This window comes from Blautia sp. OF09-25XD, from assembly GCF_003482095.1.
GTDB lineage: Bacteria > Bacillota > Clostridia > Lachnospirales > Lachnospiraceae > Fusicatenibacter > Fusicatenibacter saccharivorans.
Genome location: NZ_QUMG01000009.1, coordinates 107,294 through 129,076 on the forward strand (window position 1 = coordinate 107,294; position 21,783 = coordinate 129,076).

Annotated in this window: 20 protein-coding genes and 2 pseudogenes; 15 read left to right on the plus strand and 7 right to left on the minus strand. The window is 47.4% G+C overall.

Annotated features, from left to right (window positions below; genetic code table 11):
- The first annotated feature begins 17 nt into the window (after nucleotides 1–17).
- Nucleotides 18–764: a sulfite exporter TauE/SafE family protein gene (locus DXA93_RS09350; RefSeq protein WP_118594455.1), complete on the plus strand. Its 747-nt coding sequence runs from the start codon at nucleotides 18–20 to the stop codon at nucleotides 762–764.
- Here the strand turns inward: DXA93_RS09350 and DXA93_RS20570 are convergent.
- Together DXA93_RS20570 and DXA93_RS20575 are read right to left on the minus strand one after the other, a co-directional pair.
- Complete coding sequence (locus DXA93_RS20570) at nucleotides 748–810, minus strand: hypothetical protein (protein ID WP_334295362.1); 63 nt, start codon at nucleotides 808–810, stop codon at nucleotides 748–750. The genes DXA93_RS09350 and DXA93_RS20570 overlap by 17 nt on opposite strands.
- A 29-nt stretch (nucleotides 811–839) precedes the next feature.
- Nucleotides 840–905 carry a DUF6783 domain-containing protein gene (locus tag DXA93_RS20575; RefSeq protein WP_334295363.1) on the minus strand — a complete coding sequence of 22 codons (66 nt, stop codon included), beginning with the start codon at nucleotides 903–905 and terminating at the stop codon, nucleotides 840–842.
- On the opposite strand from DXA93_RS20575, the pseudogene DXA93_RS20580 reads away from it, so the two are divergent.
- The 4 genes and pseudogenes from DXA93_RS20580 to DXA93_RS09365 all read left to right on the plus strand — a co-directional run.
- Nucleotides 891–962 (plus strand): annotated as a pseudogene (locus DXA93_RS20580) (hypothetical protein); the annotation flags it as partial. The gene DXA93_RS20575 and the pseudogene DXA93_RS20580 sit on opposite strands and share 15 nt — an antisense overlap.
- 79 nt (nucleotides 963–1,041) lie before the next feature.
- A complete protein-coding gene (locus tag DXA93_RS09355; RefSeq protein WP_119208131.1) occupies nucleotides 1,042–1,254 on the plus strand; it encodes a ferrous iron transport protein A in 213 nt (70 codons plus the stop codon).
- Between the two features lie 229 nt (nucleotides 1,255–1,483).
- Entirely contained in the window at nucleotides 1,484–2,722 is a 1,239-nt protein-coding gene (locus DXA93_RS09360) for an MYG1 family protein (RefSeq protein WP_117802296.1), read from the plus strand.
- Nucleotides 2,723–3,001: 279 nt separating this feature from the next.
- Nucleotides 3,002–4,888: a phage tail tip lysozyme gene (locus DXA93_RS09365; RefSeq protein WP_119208133.1), complete on the plus strand. Its 1,887-nt coding sequence runs from the start codon at nucleotides 3,002–3,004 to the stop codon at nucleotides 4,886–4,888.
- Nucleotides 4,889–4,991: 103 nt separating this feature from the next.
- Here the strand turns inward: DXA93_RS09365 and DXA93_RS09370 are convergent, their stop codons facing one another.
- The gene (locus DXA93_RS09370) at nucleotides 4,992–5,672 is read right to left on the minus strand and encodes an HAD family hydrolase (RefSeq protein ID WP_119208135.1); all 681 of its coding nucleotides are present in this window, start codon (nucleotides 5,670–5,672) and stop codon (nucleotides 4,992–4,994) included.
- A gap of 180 nt (nucleotides 5,673–5,852) precedes the next feature.
- Here DXA93_RS09370 and DXA93_RS09375 point away from each other — a divergent pair, with 180 nt between their 5' ends.
- Nucleotides 5,853–6,977, plus strand: coding sequence for a DUF362 domain-containing protein (locus DXA93_RS09375; protein ID WP_119208137.1), 1,125 nt, complete (start codon nucleotides 5,853–5,855; stop codon nucleotides 6,975–6,977).
- Between the two features lie 151 nt (nucleotides 6,978–7,128).
- Here the strand turns inward: DXA93_RS09375 and pdxT are convergent, their stop codons facing one another.
- Complete coding sequence (pdxT, locus tag DXA93_RS09380; RefSeq protein WP_119208139.1) at nucleotides 7,129–7,701, minus strand: pyridoxal 5'-phosphate synthase glutaminase subunit PdxT; 573 nt, start codon at nucleotides 7,699–7,701, stop codon at nucleotides 7,129–7,131.
- Entirely contained in the window at nucleotides 7,701–8,582 is an 882-nt protein-coding gene (gene pdxS / locus DXA93_RS09385) for a pyridoxal 5'-phosphate synthase lyase subunit PdxS (RefSeq protein WP_118700430.1), read from the minus strand. The genes pdxT and pdxS overlap by 1 nt, the downstream gene beginning before the upstream one ends.
- A gap of 157 nt (nucleotides 8,583–8,739) precedes the next feature.
- Between pdxS and pdxR the strand changes: the two genes are divergently transcribed.
- Nucleotides 8,740–10,194: a MocR-like pyridoxine biosynthesis transcription factor PdxR gene (pdxR, locus tag DXA93_RS09390; protein WP_119208141.1), complete on the plus strand. Its 1,455-nt coding sequence runs from the start codon at nucleotides 8,740–8,742 to the stop codon at nucleotides 10,192–10,194.
- A 90-nt stretch (nucleotides 10,195–10,284) separates the two neighbouring features.
- Nucleotides 10,285–11,052: a GNAT family N-acetyltransferase gene (locus DXA93_RS09395; RefSeq protein ID WP_118666231.1), complete on the plus strand. Its 768-nt coding sequence runs from the start codon at nucleotides 10,285–10,287 to the stop codon at nucleotides 11,050–11,052.
- Here the strand turns inward: DXA93_RS09395 and DXA93_RS09400 are convergent.
- Nucleotides 11,047–12,048 (minus strand): LacI family DNA-binding transcriptional regulator, encoded by a 1,002-nt coding sequence (locus tag DXA93_RS09400; protein ID WP_117804963.1) that lies wholly within the window; start codon nucleotides 12,046–12,048, stop codon nucleotides 11,047–11,049. The two genes, DXA93_RS09395 and DXA93_RS09400, sit on opposite strands and share 6 nt — an antisense overlap.
- Nucleotides 12,049–12,392: 344 nt before the next feature.
- Between DXA93_RS09400 and DXA93_RS09405 the strand changes: the two are divergent.
- Nucleotides 12,393–14,149: pseudogene (locus DXA93_RS09405) on the plus strand (glycoside hydrolase family 13 protein).
- A 203-nt stretch (nucleotides 14,150–14,352) separates the two neighbouring features.
- Here the strand turns inward: DXA93_RS09405 and DXA93_RS09410 are convergent.
- A complete protein-coding gene (locus tag DXA93_RS09410) occupies nucleotides 14,353–15,753 on the minus strand; it encodes a sodium-dependent transporter (RefSeq protein ID WP_119208143.1) in 1,401 nt (466 codons plus the stop codon).
- Between the two features lie 190 nt (nucleotides 15,754–15,943).
- Between DXA93_RS09410 and DXA93_RS09415 the strand changes: the two genes are divergently transcribed.
- The 6 genes from DXA93_RS09415 (at nucleotide 15,944) to DXA93_RS09435 (ending at nucleotide 21,783) form a co-directional block, all read left to right on the plus strand.
- Complete coding sequence (locus DXA93_RS09415) at nucleotides 15,944–16,456, plus strand: MarR family winged helix-turn-helix transcriptional regulator (RefSeq protein ID WP_022461532.1); 513 nt, start codon at nucleotides 15,944–15,946, stop codon at nucleotides 16,454–16,456.
- Nucleotides 16,446–17,561, plus strand: a complete 1,116-nt coding sequence (locus DXA93_RS18460; RefSeq protein ID WP_243109192.1) for an ABC transporter transmembrane domain-containing protein — start codon at nucleotides 16,446–16,448, stop codon at nucleotides 17,559–17,561. The genes DXA93_RS09415 and DXA93_RS18460 overlap by 11 nt, the downstream gene beginning before the upstream one ends.
- Nucleotides 17,552–18,175, plus strand: coding sequence for an ATP-binding cassette domain-containing protein (locus DXA93_RS18465; protein WP_243109194.1), 624 nt, complete (start codon nucleotides 17,552–17,554; stop codon nucleotides 18,173–18,175). Before DXA93_RS18460 ends, DXA93_RS18465 begins: the two co-directional genes overlap by 10 nt.
- Entirely contained in the window at nucleotides 18,175–19,809 is a 1,635-nt protein-coding gene (locus DXA93_RS09425; RefSeq protein ID WP_117804966.1) for an ABC transporter ATP-binding protein, read from the plus strand. The genes DXA93_RS18465 and DXA93_RS09425 overlap by 1 nt, the downstream gene beginning before the upstream one ends.
- A gap of 188 nt (nucleotides 19,810–19,997) precedes the next feature.
- Entirely contained in the window at nucleotides 19,998–21,095 is a 1,098-nt protein-coding gene (locus DXA93_RS09430) for a hypothetical protein (RefSeq protein WP_117508921.1), read from the plus strand.
- Nucleotides 21,096–21,117: 22 nt separating this feature from the next.
- Nucleotides 21,118–21,783 carry a hypothetical protein gene (locus DXA93_RS09435; RefSeq protein ID WP_055228134.1) on the plus strand — a complete coding sequence of 222 codons (666 nt, stop codon included), beginning with the start codon at nucleotides 21,118–21,120 and terminating at the stop codon, nucleotides 21,781–21,783.

Consider the following 21,783-nt stretch of genomic DNA (forward strand, 5'->3'; position numbering starts at 1 on the left):
AAGGAGAATCTATAGTTATGTTAAATCTGATTCTGATGATCCTTCTGAATTTCGTGGTCGGCGGTTGTATCGGCCTGACGGGAATCGCAGGATTTCTGCTTCCGATGTTCTACGCCGGATTTCTGGATATGCCGTCCTACGCGTCCCTGGCACTCAGCTTTGCGGCATTTCTGATTTCCGGCATTCTGGGATCGGTAAATTATTATAAGAGCGGGAACCTTGACCTGAAAACGGCAGGTGTGCTTTCGGCCGGAAGTTTTGTCGGCGCGCTTGCCGGTGTCAAGATCAACCTTCTGATTCCGGCGGACACGATGAAAATAATTCTATATCTCGTTGTTCTGCTCTCCGGAATTTCCATCCTGCTTCGGAAAGACAAGCCGGGAAATACAGAGAAAAAAGCAGTCCAGAGCGTTCCGTTTTTCCTGGTACTTGGTGCTGTAACCGGTGCTGTCTGTGCCGCCTCCGGTGCAGGCGGGCCGGTGCTTGTAATGCCGATTCTGACACTGCTCGGTATTCCGGCGCACACCGCGGTCGGTATTTCCTTGTTTGATTCGATTTTCATCGCCGTACCGTCTGCGGCAGGCTATCTGATCGCGGCCGCCGGAAACAAAGAAGTCTTTTTGCTTTTACCGGTACTTCTGGTCGCACATGGCATCGGTGTCTTTGCCGGAAGCAAAAATGCAACGAAAATCAACCAGACGCTGCTGAAACGGATCGTGGCTGTGGCTTCGATTGCGATCGCGTGCATCAAACTCTTTCTCTGATTGAAAAACTAGAGTGTGTTTGAAAAACCATTTCCGCAGCCTGCACGCCCCACTTTGCGGTAGACTTTGCCTCATTCAGTCGCCGTAGCCCGCTACGCCTCCTTCATTCAGACAAAATCTACCGCAAAGTGGAACATGCAGACTACGAAAAGCCTTTTTCAAACACACTCTAGCGCTTTGCACACAAACTTTAGTTAGAAGCGTATCCCAATTGTTCTTATTGACTAAATATTTCCTCAGGGAATACAATATAGAAAAAGTAAAAAGGAGGGATACCATGCAGGCACTTTCAAAGAAAAAAACCGGTGATATCTGTACCATCAAATGGATGTTTGGAATCCCTGATGTTCTGGATTTCCTCCGAAGCCGTAAAATCAAAGAAGGCAGCACCGTACAGGTCATCCAGAGAATAAACGGTGGATTGATCCTTGGCATGGATGGAAAACGGATTGCAATGTGTGATGTAGCTGCAGACCGGATTCAGGTATGAAAGGAAGAAAAATCAAAATGAGCGGAACCTTGGAAAAGGAGCCGCTCATTTTGATTTTCCAAATACCCACAAAAGAATTTTCGTAGATAAGTGTGCAGACTGCGGAAATGATTTTTAATAAATACGCGCCAGGAAATTTTCAAGCTTTTCTTTACATAGAACCGTTGCGAAACAGCCGCCAGATAGAGTAAAATAGAGCAGATCTTAAGAAAAAGGAAGTTGGACTTTTATGATATTATTAGAACAGATACAAAAAGAACATGCCGCTGCTTTTACGCACGGCGGAAAATTTCATGCGGATGATGTGTTCTCTGCGGCACTGCTTCTGCATTTTAATCCGCAGCTTACCATCCAGCGCGGAAATCGTGTGCCGGAGGATTTTGACGGGATTGTTTTTGATATTGGAAGAGGAGAATACGACCATCACCAGAAAGACAGCCGGATCCGGGAAAACCAGGTTCCGTACGCGGCGTTTGGCCTTTTATGGGAGGCACTTGGCACAGAAATTTTAAGTCCGGAGATGGCCGCGCGGTTTGACGAGAAGTTTGTACAGCCGCTCGATCTCAATGATAATACAGGAGAAAAGAATGAACTCGCCAGTATGATCGGCATGTTCAATCCGGTATGGGATGATAACAGCGGAAGCGATGCTGCTTTCCTGGAAGCGGTGGCAGTGGCCGGACGGATTTTGGAACATAAATGGGAGCGTTTTCGTGCGGATGAGCGGGCGGAGCAGCAGTTTGCAGCTCTTCTTGCCGAACACAGGAAGCGGATCGCAGCGGAGAAAAAGGCAGGAACAATGGATGAAAAGATTCTGATTCTGTCGGAATTTTTTCCATGTCAGAAACAGCTTTCCGCGACTGAAATTGCATTTCTGATATTCCCATCGAACCGCGGCGGTTACTGCGTGCAGCCGGTTCGAAAAGAAAATTCATTCAATTACAAGTATGATTTTCCGGAAACATGGCTTGGTCTGGAAAAAGAAGCACTGCAGGAAGCGACGGGGCTTTCCGATGTGTCTTTCTGCCACAAAGGAGGATTTCTTCTCACCGCAGAAACGCTTGACGATGCCGTCGCTGCCTGTCGCATCAGCCTTACGGGAATGCCAAAAGCACCGGTTCTGATCCACATCGGTACCGATGCGATTGATGCGGATGACGCGCTTTTGCGGCAGATGCCGGGCATGGAGCATGCAGTTATTCTTCATAAACCGCTGCTGGAGGCCCCGGAACTGAACATCTGTGGCAGTTATGCCGTGTCATCACTTGAAAAAGCAGAATGGAAGATACGCCTGCGGGAATACCTGTCGGACCTGTTAAAAGAAAAGCCGGAGGCTGTCTGTGTCAGCGGTGATCTCTTTGCGGCCTATCCGGTCATGCACCAGCTCCGCAAAAAACATATTCCGGTTCTGACGGTATCAGAGCAGAATGGAAAACGGCTGCTGGTCCGCATTCCGTCCGGTTCCTGAGAATTTACAGAGAATCTCTCTCAATTTCACGCGTTAAACAGAAAAATTCCTCAATATGTGATTTGTTTCTTTGCATCTGCTGTTGTCTGTGATACAATATAGAAAATACGTGAAATTTTTGCACAATGAAAATAAATGATATCATTTTTGGTTTATCTTCAAAAAAAGAGGCCAGACTTTACAGGAACGATACGTTTTTGTGATTTCATCCGAACGGCCTCAAAAGCAGAAAATGGCAGGCAGAAATCGACAAACAGCAGAGAGGAGAGCAAAACATATATGATTTCAAAGAAAAAATTTGGCACAACGGTAACAGCGTTCGGCGTGGCAGCCGGAATGCTTCTCGGTTCGGCTGCACCGGCGCATGCAGAGGAGACAGCGAAAACGGTGCAGGAAACGCAGAAAGATCAGGCGGATGCACCGGCCATGCAAAGTGAAACGGAAAACGGAAACACAGAAGAAGCCGTTGTTACGGCTGTAGAAACACAGGAAACCGAGACACCAGCAGAAGAACCGTCCGTACCATCTCAGGATGAAAATGCCGCTTCCACAGAGGAGCCAGAAGTACCGGAAACGCCAGAACCGACAGAGGATCCGAATCCAACGGAGACACCGGAAGACCCGAATCCAGGCGAGATGCCGGAGCCATCTCCAAGTGAAACCCCGGAACCAACTCCAGGCGAAACTCCAGAACCGTCGGTAACGCCATCCCCAAGTGAAACGCCGACTCCAGCCCCGTCCGAAACCCCGGAACCAACTGAAACCCCGGTGCCAACCGAGACGCCTGCACCAGCACCGACAGAAACACCGAAAAATGATGAGACACAGGCGGATGACTGGATTCAGACGATTGATTACGGAAAATATATCAGCTCCATGAAAAAAGATCTCCGCGCAGGTTTCGCACAGGTCGACAAAGCGTACGCCTACGCAAAGGTCGATACCAGATTAAACGTCCGCGAAAGCGGTTCCACCAGCGCACGGATCGTGGGAACACTTCCGGCAAAGGCACTCTGCTTTGTGATCGCCGATGCGGATCAGGAGTGGGTTTATATTGAATCGGGCGACGTCCGCGGTTTTGTCCGTACGGATTATCTGCAGCAGGGAAAAGAGGCGCTGGAATATGTAACCGGCACCGGAGAGGATCAGATGAAACTGGCGGATCAGGTGATTGATCCGTCTGAAAATGAAGCCTTTCCCTATAAAAAAGAAACGGTTTATGAAGTAAAAACCTCAACCGGAAACGGTATTATCACATTTGCAAAACAGTTCGTTGGCAGACCATACGTCTGGGGTGGAAACTCCCTGACGGACGGTATTGACTGCTCTCATTTTGTATGGCAGATTCTGACCCGTTGCGGTGCGTACGACGGTGAATATACGATCTCCGGCGGATGGCGCAGCCTTGGAACGGAGGTTGCAAGCCTGGATGAGGCACGCGCAGGCGATGTTATTTGCTATAATGGCCATGTGGCGCTGTATGACGGAGAAGGAAAAATCGTAGAAGCGCTGAACGAAAACGCCGGTATCACCTGCGACCGCCCAGTGGACTGTGACACGATTCTGACGATCCGTCGTTTTGCAGCCGACGATGAAATCGGTGGAACGAACGCAGAAAAGATCTGGAATTACTTCCTGATGCACGGATTTACAAAAGAAGGAGCCGCCGGTATTATGGGAAATATTGCAAACGAGGCATCCACAGACCTCAATCCGACACTGCTTGAGTATGGCTCTACCAGCCGCACAAGCCTGAGCGGAGAGCAGTACACGAACCTTGTTGATGCCGGAATCATTTCCCGTGACGAAGTGATCCGAAGTTCCCGTTTTGGCCTTTACAGTGGCGGAAGATATGGATATGGTCTCTGTGGTTTTACAGATCCAACGATCAAAGAGTATCTGTGCCGATATACCATTGATCTTGGAAAGAGCCTTGGAAGCCTGTCCGGCCAGCTCGACAGTCTGATGGCCTACCTTTCCGACTACAATCCGAATCTGCTGGACAGACTGAAAAATGCCGAAGATGTTGACACCGCAGCAACTGCCTTCATGCGTGAATACGAAAAATGCGCAAACCAGAGCACACAGCAGAAACTGCGTACAACAGCAGCAGAACAGATCTACAATGTTATGGAATTGTATGATTCGCCGGTAGATGTAGAATAAACGAACAGATGATGAAAACGTGTTAAGGAAAGTCCTCCGCAGCAGAAAGATTCTGTGTGGAGGACTTTCTTACAGTAAAATAATTGAATTTATGTATGATTTTTTACTTCCAGCTTTTCAGTTTGTCCGCTTCTGGAGTCTGCAGCAGAATTTCTTTACAGGCCAAAAGAGAAGGACTCACATAATCACAAAATGGAAAAAGCTCTTTTGTATACGGTGTCAGATCCGGGATCATGCAGGAGATGGCACCAGCTGCACGCGCGGCCTTCAGACCATTGATGCTGTCTTCGGCTACTATGCATGCAGCAATCGGAACTTTCAGAAGAGACGCTGCTTTTAAGAAAATTTCCGGATCCGGCTTGCTGTTGATTACCTCATCCCCGCAGACTGAAGCATTGATATACTGGTCAATGCCAGACTGTTTCCAATAGTCTTCCGCAACGCGCCGCGTTGTAGAAGTAGCAACGGCAACTTTGATCGAATGCTCTTTGAGCCAGGAAAGAAACTCATGAAGCCCTGGCTTTTCCGGGACACCGTTGCGTCGAATATAATCGTTTAGATACGCCGTGCGGATTGCGCGTCCTTCATCGTATGTCACCTGTCCGTGAAACCACTCCTCAAACAGCTTTCTGCTCCGCGGAAGCGCACTGCCGCGCATCTGCGAAAGATGTTCCTCCGTGAGCGTAAAATTCAGCTCCCGGGCAGCTTTTTGCCAGCCCTCTTTCATTACAATCTCGGTGTCAAACAGGATACCATCCATATCGAATAATACTGCCTTTATCATAAACATGACCTCCAAAGCACTTCTGTATTTTCAGTTGCTTAAAAACTATATTCAGTATACGAAAAATCCAGAAAAAAGACAAGCCCATGAGACAAACAGAAGACCACAAATTATACTTGACTTCAACCTAGCTTGAAGTGATATGCTGTCAAAAAATGACAAATCAGGAGGAATGACAAAATGGAAAAGTCAACGGTTTATTTTACCGACTTTCGATGTCCGGTTGGAACGAGTCAGCTTGACAAGCTGAAAAAGCTCTGTATTGCTGCTGGCATCAAAGACATTGATATGGAAGGCAAATTCATCGCAATCAAAATGCATTTTGGCGAACTGGGAAACATGGCGTTTCTTCGTCCGAATTATGCGAAAGTGGTTGCAGATCTCTGTAAAGAGCAGGGAGGCCTTCCGTTTCTGACAGACTGCAATACGTTATATCCGGGCAGCAGAAAAAATGCCCTGGAGCATCTTGACTGTGCGAATCTGAATGGATTCAATACCATTACCACAGGATGCCAGATTATCATCGGAGATGGAGTGCGAGGAACCGATGAAATCGAAGTTCCGGTTGTCAACGGAGAATATTGCAAAACAGCATTGATTGGTCATGCAATCATGGACGCAGATATTTTTATCAGTCTGAGCCACTTCAAAGGCCATGAAGCAACGGGCTTTGGCGGTGCACTGAAAAATATCGGTATGGGATGCGGAAGCCGCGCCGGAAAGATGCAGCAGCATGCCAGTGGAAAACCGGCAATCAATACGGAGGTCTGTCGTGGCTGCCACCGCTGCGCAAAAGAATGCGGAAGTGACGCGATTTCCTATGTAGATAAAAAAGCAGTCATTGACTATGATAAATGTAAAGGCTGTGGCCGCTGCATCGGTGCCTGCAGCTTTGATGCGGTTTATAATCCAAACAGCAGTGCAAACGAGCTTCTTGACCGGAAAATGGCAGAGTATGCGCAGGCTGTCTGCCATGGACGTCCGTGCTTCCATATCTCGCTGGTACAGGATATCAGCCCGAACTGTGACTGCCATGGGGAGAACGATGCTCCGATCCTGCCGGATATCGGAATGTTTGCAAGCTTCGACCCGGTTGCTCTTGATCAGGCGTGTGCCGATGCCTGCCTGAAGGCAACTCCGATCGAAAACAGTCAGCTTGGCGAGCATCTTGCAGAGCCGGGATGGCATTGCCACCACGATCATTTCAAGGATTCCAATCCGAACATTGAATGGCAGGCAACCCTCGACCAGGCAGAGAAAATTGGTCTTGGTACGAGACAGTATGAACTGAAACGTATCAAATAGTTTCTCAAACAGAAAAAGCGCTGCGTCACACTCCTGTGCGGCGAAACAGCAGCGAAACACAATGAGAAAGCTCCAGTTTCTCTTTGAAGCTGGAGCTTTTTACGATCAGATTTTTGCATTGCTTTTTGAGTCTGCTATTGTTTTATCCGTCTTATATCATCTCCAAAAACGCCTTATGAATCCGCACATCCGGGTCGAGTTCCGGGTGGAAGGAGAAGGTCATCTGGTTTTTGTATTTTACACCGACGATCCGCTCTTCCACAACCGCGAGCACTTCCACGCCATCCCCCACAGATGCAATATACGGCGCACGGATAAACGTCATCGGCACTGTTCCGATGCCCGCAACCGGTGCTTCTGTGTGGAAGCTGCCTAACTGGCGGCCGTAGGCATTCCGCCTGATGCACATCGGAATCGTGCCGAAATACTGTTCCGGCTGTCCCTTGATCTGTCCGTCGATCGTTTCGGCCAGAAGAATCGCACCGGCGCAGGTTGCGAGGACCGGCATGCCGTTTTCAATCTGGCTTTTCATGATATCGAACATGCCAAGCTCTTTTAAAAGCTTTCCCTGAACGGTACTCTCGCCGCCCGGTAGTACAAGTGCATCGTAAGGCTCGGCAAGATCGCGGGCCTGACGCAGTTCGATGCATTCGGCGCCAAGCTGCTCTAATACTTTTTCATGTTCTGCAAACGCACCCTGCAGTGCAAGCACTCCAATTTTCATTATTTTCCTCTTTCTGCCATCAGTAAGGCGATTTCCTGCTCGTTGATGCCGACCATAGCCTCGCCGAGATCAGCGGAGAGTTCTGCGATCAGTTTCGCATCGGTGTAGTTGGTAACGGCTTTTACGATGGAAGCCGCACGTTTTGCCGGGTTGCCGGATTTGAAGATACCGGAACCAACAAAAACACCCTCTGCTCCAAGCTGCATCATCAGCGCTGCATCGGCAGGAGTTGCCACACCGCCGGCTGCAAAGTTGACAACCGGGAGACGGCCGTTATCATGAACATACTGAACAAGATCGTACGGAACCTGCAGGACCTTGGCTGCCTCAAACAGCTCATCCTCACGCATTGAGGTCAGTTTCTGAATTTCGCTGTTCATTTTTCTCATATGGCGGACCGCCTGTACGATATCGCCGGTTCCCGGCTCACCTTTGGTACGGATCATAGACGCTCCCTCGTTGATCCGGCGGAGTGCCTCGCCGAGATCTTTTGCACCGCAGACAAACGGTACTTTGAAATTTCGTTTGTTGATATGGTAGACATCATCCGCCGGGGAGAGAACCTCACTCTCGTCGATGTAGTCGATTTCGATGGCTTCAAGAACCTGTGCCTCTACAAAGTGGCCGATGCGGCATTTTGCCATAACCGGAATGGAAACGGCTTCCTGAATGCCGCGGATCATCTTCGGATCACTCATACGGGAAACGCCGCCGGCGGCACGGATGTCTGCCGGAATCCGCTCCAGTGCCATAACGGCACAGGCACCAGCTTCCTCTGCGATGTGGGCCTGTTCCGGTGTGGTAACATCCATGATCACACCACCTTTTAACATCTGTGCCAGTTCTTTGTTCAGTTTGTATCTCTCATTTGCTGCTGTCATAATAATCTCCTCCTTGCCTGATAAATATCAGGTGATAAATTTTGTTTCTGTTTTGGCTTTACTTTTGCTCTGCCTCACAGTATACTGGTAAAGTGACTATAAAAAAATCGCCAAAACAAATATATTCAGTAAGGTCAGATAAGAGGAGAATGGTCGAATGCTGACGTATAATTTTTCCAATATAGGGTCAGATTCCCTGTATGAATATTTATATAAATGTATCAAAAACGACATATTACTGGGAAATATCCGTCCGGGAGAGAAGCTGCCGTCGAAACGAACGTTTGCAAAAAATCTGGGCATCAGTGTGATTACCGTCGAGAATGCCTATGCGCAGCTTGTTGCGGAAGGCTATCTGTATTCCATGCCAAAGCGCGGATTCTATGCGGCTGATCTGGAAATTGAGGATTCCATGCGGGATGCGGTGCCAAAAGAGATCCTGCAGGTGGCAAACGGGGAGACTTCCTATTTTGCGGATTTTTCCAGCAATCAGACGGACAGCGAGATTTTTCCCTTTACAATCTGGACGCGGACGGTGCGTGCTGTCTTGAATGACAACCGCATCCAGCTCATGATCAATTCTCCCTGCGCCGGGATTTTAAAGCTGCGCAGTGCGATTGCAAAATATCTGCGTGAGTTCCGCGGCATGCAGGTGCTGCCGGAGCAGATTATTGTCGGCGCAGGAACGGAGTATCTGCATAACCTTCTGATTCAGCTTCTCGGAAACGATCTTGTTTATGGAGTAGAGGATCCCGGGTATCACAAAATTGCGCGGATTTATGAGAGCATGAAGGTACGGTACGAGCCAGTGCTGCTCGACCAGGACGGTGTTTCGGTGCAGGAGCTGGAAAAAAGATCGGTTGATATTATTCATACCTCCCCGTCCCATCACTTTCCAACCGGGACAGTCATGCCGGTCAGCCGCCGTTATGAACTGCTCGGCTGGGCAGCAAAATCAGATCATCACTATATCATTGAGGACGATTATGACAGTGAGCTGCGTCTCGGCGGAAAGCCGTTTCCGACACTGCAGAGTATCGACGTTTCGGACAAGGTCATCTATATGAATACGTTTACGAAAACACTTGCCTCCACGGTACGGATCAGCTATATGGTGCTTCCGCAGACATTAGCGGAGAAATTTTATCGCGAGCTGTCGTTTTATTCCTGCACCGTCTCCAACTTTGAGCAGTACACACTGGCAGAGTTTATTGAGAATGGCAGTTTCGAAAAACATATCAACCGGCTGCGAAACTATTATCAGAACAAACGAGATCTGATTTTACAGGAACTCGAAAAGAAGCCGCTCGGTGATTACGTGACCATCGAGGAGGAAGAAGCAGGCGTTCATTTTCTGATGCATCTTCGCACGGATTTGAAAGAAGAGTCGATTGTCACGCAGGCGAAATCCCGTGGTGTGAAATTAAAGCCGCTCTCCGGCTATTACGCGGATGCGGCGGAGGCAATAAAGCAGGAAAATACGTATGTCATGAACTATTCCTCTATCGATCCGGCTGCAATGGAGCGGGCGGCGGGAGTGCTGCTTCATATTCTGCGGGCGCATATGACGGAAAACACATTTGAGGCAGAGATGAAAAAGAGCCAGGAATAATCATAAATTGATCCACAGAAATAACTGCAGGGAATGAGCTTCTCTGATGCCCAGCAGTTTCTATTACAAACTCATAAAGGAGAAAAGCATATGATGAATCGTGAAATGATGGAGCTTGCCATGAGGCAGTCTGCGGAAGATATGGGGTGCCGCGTGGAAGATTTCAAGGCGGACAAAAATGTTGTTGTTCCCATAAAATTAGGAAAGAAGGCCCGCAAATATTTGAAAGAGCCTATTACCTGCAATCTGGTTTCCTATGGAAATAATATCATGGCGGCTTCCATACCGGAGACGATGGATCTGGTATCTGCGTATGTAGACAAATTCGAATTTTACCACTGTTTTGAGACACCAAACATGCATTGGCTGAATGAACGTTTAGCTGAAAAAGGTCACAAAATATGTTTCATGGCAGAATACTATCTGCCGGACATCAGCCGGATACCGACTCTTTCCTGCGCCTATGAGACACGAGTATTGACACAGGAAGATTTTGCGGATTTGTATCGACCGGAATGGAGCAATGCGCTTTGCGAAGATCGGAAGAATCTGGATGTACTTGGCGTCGGCGCATATGATGGAAGTACGCTGGTGGGACTTGCCGCCTGTTCTGCCGATTGCGACGATATGTGGCAGATCGGTGTGGATGTCTTGCCGGAATACAGACGACAGGGGATTGCCTCTGCACTGACAAGCAGACTTACAAAAGAGATCATAAACAGGGGAAAAGTACCTTTTTACTGTACCGCCTGGTCTAATGTCAGATCTGTAAGAAACGCTGTCAAAAGCGGTTTTATACCGGCATGGGTAGAAATGACTGCAAAACCGGCAAATATTGTTGATGAGATGAATTTATGAAGGAACCTTCCCTGTCGATTCCCGCTGAATCAGCTGTGCATGCAACAAATACGTACTGATTGGGATGTGATTGAGAAGACTTGACAATGCAAAAAATCCACTTTTTCCGAGCTCCAGCCGATCTTGTCTGATGGTTGTAAGGGGCGGTGACGTACAAGCAGCAATCGGCAGATCATCAAATCCGATAATGCTGATATCATCAGGAATCTGGAATCCCAGCTGCTGACATTGCGTGAGCGTTGCACTAGCAAGGGTATCCTGGTTGCAAATAATAGCAGTGATTCCGTTTTCCAGAAAACGGGGAAGATGCTTTTCCATACATTCTGACAGATAATAAGAACAGCCGATCGCAGCAGGAGAAGTCTTCAGTCCATGCTGGTGCATGGAACGGAGAAAGGCAGCATGGCGTGCCTGGAGAACCCGGGCACCGAGGGAGCTGCTCAGATAGGCGATCTTCCGGTGTCCAAGTCCGGCAAGATAAGAGACGGCAAGCTCCATTCCCTCCTCATTATCAATACCTACATAAGCGGTGGAAGGATTCCCTACTATATAGTTGTCGAAAAGAACAGCCGGTGTGCGGCTGATTTTAAAGTCTTGAATCCAGGGATCGCTCAGGGAAAAGCCGACCACAAAAGCTCCTATATAATCATGCTCCAGCATAAAAACATCATAATGCTGGTTTCTTTGGGTCTTAATATCAACGGGTACAATTTCAACATCAAATCCGGCAGGTTCTGCCATCTGACGAAAACCCACTAGGATATCATAGGCAAAATGATGCGGTTCCTGATACCGCATATTTTCTTTTTCTATTATAATACAGACTTTTTTCGTTGGTTTCTTATAACGCCGCAGCTTCGTATAACCCAGAGCTACGGCAGTTTCCAAAACCTGTTTCCGTAAAGCATCGCTGATATCAGGCGCGTCATTGAGCGCTTTGGATACCGTGCTCTTGGAAACTCCCATTTTATCAGCAATATCCTGAATGGTAGTCATAATCGGCAATCCTTTCACAAAACAAAAAATGTAAACTCCCAGCTATCATAGGTGTCAAAAGACCTTTTGATCCCGGTATCATTATATAAAATCATAAGATAAAAAGCAATCAATACCTTGAAAAAGAAATGTTTCGTTAAGTTTCGAAAAAGAAAGCATCCTGCACAAAAATCATCCTGAAAATTATCTGAATTTTACGAAAGCGCAGGGAAAAATGGAAATTGATTGACGAAGAAATAAAAAAGGCTTATAGTAAAGTTACGAAACAATGCGAAACAAAAAGTGATCGTGTTTCTTACAAGGATGCAAAAAACAGCTTTAGAGCTATACGGGAGGAAAATGAGATGGAATTTAGCGGTGTATACCATAAAACTTCAGAACAGATGAGTTATGCCCTGGATGAGGACAGACTGATTGTCAATATCAAGACAGGATATGATGTAAAACAGGTTTTTATCCATTACGGAGATCCTTATGAAGCCGGAATTTTGGGCGGAAAAGAAAAGTGGATCGGAAAAAGAGAGGAAATGATATATAAAAAAACGTCTGCCTTATCAGATCTGGTGGACAACAACGCTTCTTCCGGAATACAAAAGATGCAAATATTATTTCGAGCTGCGGACGGAAAAGGAAGTCTGGTATTATTTTGAGGATGGTTTCCTGACAGAAGAACAGCTCCGGATGGATGGCCGTATGCAGCAGTGCTTTATTGTACCCTGGATGAACCCGGCAGATATCAATCGCACACCGGCATGGGTAAACGAAACGATCTGGTATCAGATTTTCCCGGATCGGTTCTGCAACGGGACACCGGAAAAAAACGGAGATGATATCACACCCTGGAGAAATCACGGAACCGTAACAAACGAAGAAAAATTCGGAGGAAATCTGGAAGGGATCCGTCAGAGATTATCGTATCTGCAGGAACTTGGGATTACCGGTATTTATCTGAATCCGATTATGAAAGCAGAGTCCAACCACAAATATGACACGACCGATTATACAAAAATAGATCCGTTTTTTGGCGATGCGGATACAATGAAAGTGCTTTGCAAAGAAGCACATGAAAAAGGAATCCGCATTATGGTAGATGCAGTGTTTAATCATAGTGGAAGAAAATTTGAGCCGTGGATAGATATCCTGGAGCATGGAAAAGAGTCTCGTTATGCGGACTGGTTTATGGTAGAGGACTGGGAACAGGTTCAAAAAAGGGGAGACACCAGAGACCGACGGTTCTATTCCTTTGCATTTACAGACGGGATGCCAAAGCTGAACACAAACAATGAAGAGGTGATACAGTATTTCTGTAAAATCTGTGAGGACTGGGTACGGGAGTTTGATATCGACGGAATTCGTTTCGATGTAGGAAACGAAGTGGCGCACAGGTTCTTAAAGCGGATAAGAGAGCATTTAAAAACGATAAAGCCGGATATTTATCTTCTGGGGGAAATCTGGCATGATGCAAGCCAGTGGCTGCAGGGAGATGAATATGATTCTGTCATGAACTACCCGCTGCTGAGTGGAATCCATGATTTCTTTCTTGATAAAACAATGAAAAAAGAAGAATTTGAATATATGGTAAACCGTTGCTATACCATGTATATGCAGCAGAATAACGATGTACTTTTTAATCTCCTGGATTCCCACGATACCGAGAGGCTGATGAACCGTTTTCACGATCTGGACAAGTTCTACCAGCAGCTTGCAATCCTTTTTACGCTTCCGGGAAGCCCCTGTATTTATTATGGAACGGAGATCGCAATGGAAGGCGCTCATGATCCGGACTGCAGAAGATGTATGCCTTGGAGTGAAATTGAAAGCGAAGAGAATCAGAAAAAAAATTGCAACGATGCGGAAACTGATCATGCTTCGAAGAAATGAAAAAGTGTGCAGAAGCCTGCATTTCCATTTTCCGAATGGTTATGAAAATGATCGGTGTGTAGAGTATATTAAACTAGACGAAGAGGGAAATAAAATCGAAGTTCTGCTCAACGCATCGGATGAGGAGATAAAAGTAAAAGGAGACGGGGAAGTACTTTTTGCCCGGGAATTTGATGGAGAGATACTTGGTGTAAATGGAACGTTAATTCGCAGGATGTAAGGGTTTCACCTGTTAGAAATATGTGCAGACAGGCACAAAAAAAGCATGTTTTCTGGAAAAGCCACCGGAAAACATGCTTTTTTGATCTCTTGACTCGCCAAAAACATAAGTAAGGAGCCATTTTTCGAAGGAAAATGAGCGGATTACGAATGTTTTGAAGATTGCGTGAGTGCAAAGCACATAGCAATCTGGTATCGCAGTGATCAGACGTTTAAAATACCGAACGACTGCAGCAGCAGTGCGGCAAGGAGCACGGGTGCAATAAACTTCACCATGACGATATACAGCCTCTTTCGACCGAACTTATATCCTCCCAGCGTCACCTCATCGATGATGACCTGCGGCTTTACAACCCATCCGATCAGAATACAGGAGAGAAGTGCAACAAGCGGCATCAGAAGGTTATTGCTGATAAAATCCATGACATCCAGGATCTGAGCCGTTGCGCCATTTGGAAGCTTCAGTTCAAAATAAAGCGCATTGTAGCCGAGGCATACGATGATACCGACGAGATACGCATAAACCGTTACAATCACAGTGCTCTTCTTTCTGCTGATGTGAAATTTGTCGATCATACAGGAAACAATGGATTCCATGACCGATACGGAAGATGTAATGGCTGCAAAGGAGACCATAAGAAAGAAAATGGTTCCGATTACGCCGCCTGCTGCTCCCATGGACTGAAAGACCTTCGGCAGGGAGACAAACATCAGACCAGGGCCGGCAGACATACCCTCTGTCCCCATAAAGGTAAATACGGCAGGAACGATCATCAAACCGGCAAGCAGCGCAACAATGGTGTCAAAAATCTCAATCTGATTGATCGATTTCATCAGGTTTGTTTCTTTTTTTACGTAGGAACCGTAGGCAACCATGATACCCATCGCAACGCTGATCGAAAAGAAAAGCTGTCCGAGTGCATCGACAAAGACGGTGAAAAATTTCTGCGGCGTCATTCCTTTAAAATTCGGAACGAGATAAATTTTCATACCCTGCAGTCCCGTACGGACTACACCGTCTGCATCGGTATGGGTCAGTGTCAGCGAAAAAATGGAAATTCCGATGATTAAAATCAGAAGGATCGGCATCAGAATTTTGCTGTAGTTTTCAATTCCCTTATTGACACCACGATATACAACGAATGCGGTAAGAAAAAGATAGATTCCCAACCACACAATCGGCTGCCATGTACCGGTAATATAGCCGGTAAAGTAACCATCCTCGGCAGCAGCAGTGCCATGTCCGGTGAGAAACACAGACAGGTATTTTAATACCCAGCCGCCAATGGAGCAGTAGTAAGGCAGGATGACAACCGGCACGATACTGGCGAGAAAGCCAAGACCGTTCCAGCCCGGGTGAATTTTACCGTAAGCGACAAGCGGACTTTGTCCGGTTTTTCTTCCGATGGCAATATCAGTTGTCAGCAGGGTAAATCCAAAGGTCAGAGCCAGTACGATATAAACTAAAATAAAGGTTCCGCCTCCGTCTTTTGCGGCAAGATAAGGGAAACGCCAGATATTTCCCAGTCCAACCGCGCTTCCTGCGGCAGCAAGCACGAAGCCGATCGATCCGGTAAAGCTGCCGCGCGTATGTTTCTTTTCCATATAAGATACATCTCCTTATTGATAGACTGACTGTTTTTAACAGCCGAATACTTCTATTATAAAGTTCGGACGATACTTCGTCAACCAGAAGATCTATAGATTGACAATTTCGATTAGTTGTACTATCATCTAATTAGTTGTATATGCATCTATTTGAAACAGATTGAGAATGGACAGGAGGAACAGAAAAATGGATCCAACAGAACGGAAAATAACAAAAATAGCGCGGGAAGCCGGGAAATTTACGGTTCAGGCAATGAAAGAAGAGGGCATCGGCACAGCAGAATTTGACTTTATCCATCTGGTGCGCCATCATCCGGGCATCACGCAGACGGAAGTGCGCGAACAGTTAAAGATTGATAAAGGAGCCGCTGCAAGACGCGCTGCAAGCCTTGAGGCAAAGGGATATCTGATCCGGAAACCGAATCCGTGGGACGGCAGAAGCCAGCTTCTGTATGCTACGGAAAAAGCAGAAACTTTGAAAAATTCCAAAGCAGAAATTGAAACGGTTTTTTATGAATGGCTGCTTTTGGAGCTTCCGGAAAAGGAGGCAGAAAGCTTCTGCGAAACACTGGACAAGCTGTACTGGAAATCGAAGAGAGAACGGCAGAATCATTTTGCGGAACTTTCAAAAATTTTAAGTGAAAAAGCAGATAAAACAATAAAAGCAACAGCAGAAGGAGGCAGCAGCGATGAAGGATGAAACCTTTCGCCCGAACCGGATGCTCTCTTACTTTCAGGAAGAATGGAAAATTCTCTTTTTTGTTACGGTTTCCGGTCTCATCTATAATCTGGGACTTCTTGCAGGCCCCTGGTTTGAGGGAAAAATGACAGGAAAGCTGGTTGATCTCCTCGGCGGCACAGGAACCTTCCACCAGATGCTGATGCTGGTCACGGCCTATGTCGTGAGTATTGGCATTGTGCAGGTTTCCCGCTATTTCAAACGGTTCTATGTCAGAAGATTTGCCAACAACGTCAACCGGCATATGAAGCAGATTCTTTACGGAACGCTGGTTCGCAAAAGCCGTTTGGAGCTGGAAGCGGAAGGTACCGGAAATATACTGACGAAGGCCATTCTCGATGTAGACGATTGCGTAGAAGGAATGCGGAAATTTACAACGGAAATCTTTGATACCGGTGTTGCTCTTCTCGCCTATGCGTGTATGCTGCTCTGGTACGACTGGCGCCTGGCTCTTCTCTGCATGATTTTCCCACCCATTTCCTACGTGATTGCCGAAAAGATGAAGGTCATGGTACAGAAAACGGGCGCTGCCTATAAGGTACAGTCGGGTGCATTAAGTGCTGCAACCCTGGACCGTGCGACAAATGCCATCACGTATCGTGTCTTTGGCTGTGAGGAGGACAGAAAGGCCGCTTATGAGGAGAATCTTTCGGCTTACGAATCTGCCGCTGTGCGCGCCAATATCTGGAACACAGCTATGCCGCCGATTTACCGTATGATCTCGATGACGAGCATTCTGTTTATCCTGTATTTTGGAGGCAGAAACGTCCTGCAGGAGGGATGGACACCGTGGAACATCGCCGTATTTACCACGTTTTTGTCCTGCTACACAAAGCTTGCCACCAAATCATCGAGCGCTGCGAAGCTTTTTAATGCGGTACATAAAGCGCAGGTTTCCTGGAAACGAATCAAACCTCTGCTGCAGAATTCCAAAACAGAACCGGAGCTTCCAGCCGCAGCGCCTGCAGAGCTTAACGTCGATCACCTGCATTTTGCCTATCCAAACGGAAAAGAGATCATCCATGACCTGTCGTTTCAGGCGGCTCCTGGCAGATCATCGGTGTAACGGGACCTGTCGCATGCGGAAAGTCAACGCTTGGAAAGACTTTTCTCTGCGAGTCGCCGTATGAGGGAAGCATCACCTTCGGCGGAAAAGAACTTGGAAAAATGGAAAAAGCAGACCGGAACCGCATGGTCGGTTATCTTGGCCATGACCAGGAGCTGTTCCATGGAAGTGTGGAAGAGAATATCCGTCTCGGGGGAAAAGAGGGCGCAGAGGAGATGATCCGAGTCGTCTGCCTGGAAGATGAAGTGAAAGCAATGGAAAACGGAATCCATACCCTGGTCGGAACGGGCGGTATCCGCCTCTCCGGTGGTCAGGCGCAGCGCCTTGCCCTTGCGCGAACCCTGTACCACAAACGGCCGGTTCTGGTTCTCGACGATCCGTTTTCGGCACTCGACAAAGAGACGGAGGCACAAATTTTTGTAAATTTAAAGGAGCTGGCAAAAGACTCTATTATAATCCTCATTTCCCATCGCCTCTATCTGTTCGACCAGATGGATCAGGTCATCTGGATGGATGAGTGCCATACGAAGGTCGGCACACATGAGGAACTCCTTGCAACGGTTCCGTCCTACGCAGAGCTCTGCAGCAATCAGACGAAGGGAGGCAGCTTTTGATGCAAAAGAAAGAATCTGTATTGCGGGTAATCAAAGAAACCGTTCGAAAACACGGCGTTTTATCAGCCGCACTTTTGGGAGTCGTCTGCGGTGCGGTTATTTTCGCACTGCTCCCGCCTCTTGTGCTGGCACAGCTGATTGACCTTTTGACAAAGAAGCATACCCTCTGGATGGAAGGAATTCTGCTGTATTTCGGACTTCTTGCCCTGACGGGTCTTCTGGAGTCGGCACGAGAGAGTCTTCTGACGGTATTCGGCCAGAAAATTACACATGCACTCCGAAGCAGTCTGATGGAAAAGTTCGGACGCCTTTCCGCCAACGAGCTGAACCGCCAGGAGCCGGGCGCTCTCGTATCAAGATTTGTCGGTGACGTCGACACAGTGGAAAACCTGTTTACCTCCGGGATCATCAGTATGTTTGCCGATGCGTGCAAAATCTTAAGCATTCTTGCCGTCATCTGGGTGACTAATCGTGGACTTACGATTGTTCTGATTATTTTACTCCCTGTTCTGTTCCTCTTTACCCGTTACATCCAGAAAAACATGCTGACCTCCCAGATTGCCAATCGCCGTGCAGTCAGCCGTGCTTCGGGTCACGTTCCGGAGACGCTGCACAACATCCGTACCATCCACTGTCTGCAGAAAGAGACGTATATGGAGCAGCAGTATGCGCACTATATTGATGACAGCTACAGCGCAATGGAGAAGACCAATTTTTACGATGCCGTCTATTCTCCGGTCATCCTGATTTTAAATGCCATTGTTGTTGCTGTTGTCATGCTGCTTTCGGCCTCCGGCAATTCGACCGTTTTAAAGCTGTTCGGCATGTCCGCCGGAACCGCCGTTGCTGTTATAAACTATATTTCCCAGATCTTTGCTCCGGTCGAAAGTCTTGGTATGGAAATCCAGACAATTCAGTCTGCGTTTGCCGGTATGGAAAGAATCAATGAATTTTACAGCCTGGAAGAGAAGAAAGAGCCGGCTGCGCTGACTGAAAATACAGATTACGGCATAGCGGCTGAGCTAAAAAATGTGACGTTTGGATATGACGAAAGCCAGGTCATCTTAAACGATGTAAGTCTGCAGATCAAAAAAGGCGAGCAGGTAACACTTTTGGGACGAACGGGTGCCGGAAAGAGTACTATTTTCAAACTGCTGCTCGGTTTATATGAGCCACAGAAAGGAATGGTTCTGATTTGGGGCGTTCCATCTGTCGATCTGCCGGATGCGAAGAAACGAAAGGTTTTCGGCTATGTGGAGCAGTCGTTCCACATGGTGCCGGGATCGGTAAAAGACCAGATTACTTTGTATGATGCAAAGATTTCGGATACAGATGTAAAAAAAGCAGCAGAGCTGACCGGACTTGCAAAGACCATCGAGGCGCTTCCGGACCAATATGATACGATCTGTACACAGGATCTCTTCTCACAGGGTCAGTGGCAGCTCCTCTCGATTGCCCGTGCAGCCGCAGCGGAGCCTGAAATTCTGCTCCTCGATGAGATTACCGCAAACCTTGATGCAGAGACGGAAAAAATGGTATTAAATGCATTGCAAAGGGTTTCCAAAAACCGTACCGTAATTTCCATTTCCCACCGAACTATGGCAGAAACGGGACGCGTGATTCCAATTTCATAATTTCTTTTCGTTCATTAAATTTTTGAAACAAAGCGTGCCGGATGCATTCTGACAAAAAAAGATGCGCCGACACGCTTTCTTTGTCCCGCCAGGCAGAACAAAATAGAGCGGAGGAGCGAGTTTCAATTGACACAAAAAAGGGGAGCAAGTACAATAAAAGTAACGAAAAGAGAGGAGGCGGTATTCAGTTGAAAAAGAGAAAATGGAAATTCCGCATCGCAGGCGGCGCTGTCACGCTGCTGGGCATCTATCTGATGGCGGTCGGCTACGGAGAGACGATCACACTCACCATCGCCACGGTTGTCCTGATTTTCGGCATTGCCATCTGGTCCATGGCAACCCCGGAGAACTACAATTCCATGACGGATATGATTGCCATGATCTCCATGGAGAAGCCGCGGAAAATCGAAGAATTTTATGAGGCTTACAAGAACGTCGATACACCGTTCGGTTCTGCATGGCTTGCAAAATTCTACACGATGCGGCAGAAAGCACTCGTTTTCGGACCGGACGCCAAGGGAGAATATCTCTACTTCTGGCTGACCAAAGACGGTCATGTCGGTTATTTGGGATATTCCTTCATCGAAGGCTTTATCAAAAAGAAACTCACCACACCCGTGTATCCGATTCATGAAGATGTTGCAGAGAACCTCGCAGACCATCTAAGCTACCATTCCGATCTGATGATGTTCCAGAGCGAATTAAAAGCGAATCTGGAGCATTTCGTCAAAACTGGAACGGTACAGCCGTTTCAGAAGATTTCGGCGTCCCAGATTTACACTTTCACGGAGGATTACCGCCTGACGGGCCAGCATTTCGATCTGGAGGATACAGACGGAAACCTGGTTTACGAGATCGACAGCACCGTGCCGCTGAAAACATTTTATATCTACGATGCGATGCACACCGAAATCTTCCGTATGACGAAGGAACTGCTCCACGCGCTGCCGACGTACCGTTTTTATCTGTACGGCGAGCCGTATGGTGTGTTGAAAAAGCAGTTTGCACTCGTACGGGATCAGTTCTCGATGGAACTGCCGGAGGGAAAACTGGAACTCCGGGAATACGCCGGCTCCATCGGCCACAATTACTCGGTAAAACTGAACGGAACTATGATCGGCGCCATCGTCGACAATATGGATCTTACCGTCGGAAACATCATGTTCGACAATGCGTTTCTGATTGTCTACGATGCAAAATATCTGCCGCAGCTGACCGCACTCGCTGTGATGGCGGCAAGAGAACTGGCACGCGACAAAGACGGCGGTCTTTCCAATCGGTCCTGACAAAAGAAAGAGAGGGGAATCTATGAGAAAAACGACAAAATTGTTTTTGGGTTTTACAGCAGGACTTCTGCTTCTGTGCGGCTGCTCGGCGGCAGAAGAAAAGTTAGGGTATGAAAACGCGGATGTGGCAAAAGAAGCCCTTGCATCGGCTTCGTCCGTCCGCATGCGCTGTGATCTGGATAACGTTGACGCTTCGGGAAACATTTATGCGGATGAAAAGGCTGCCGCGTATATGAAAAACAGCGGTCTCTTTGATCAGACCTGGACGATCTCTATTTCCGGCGAAGAATGGTTCCATATGAAAATTGTGACGGACGAAGAAATCAATAAGATGACAAAATCCGCTACTACCTATGCATTCTATGATCCGGACAACAACCTGCTTGGCTATGCACAGGAGCGCGTGACGACACCGGATCAGATGCCGGAAGCGTATTACATTATTTTTCTCGATGCAGATCTGAACGAAAAACCATATTACGCATCAGAGGATGGACATACCATTTATACAGAGGGCGGAACGGTGATCGGTTCTGCGAAAAAAGAGATGGACTGGTCCGGTTCACAGTGCAATCTCTATGTGAACCTGGAGGATAACGGTACGCAGGTGATGGATTTCCAGGATAAATACGCCTTGCTCGATATGATGTACGATGAGGCAAATGAGTATTACAAAGATAACAAGTAA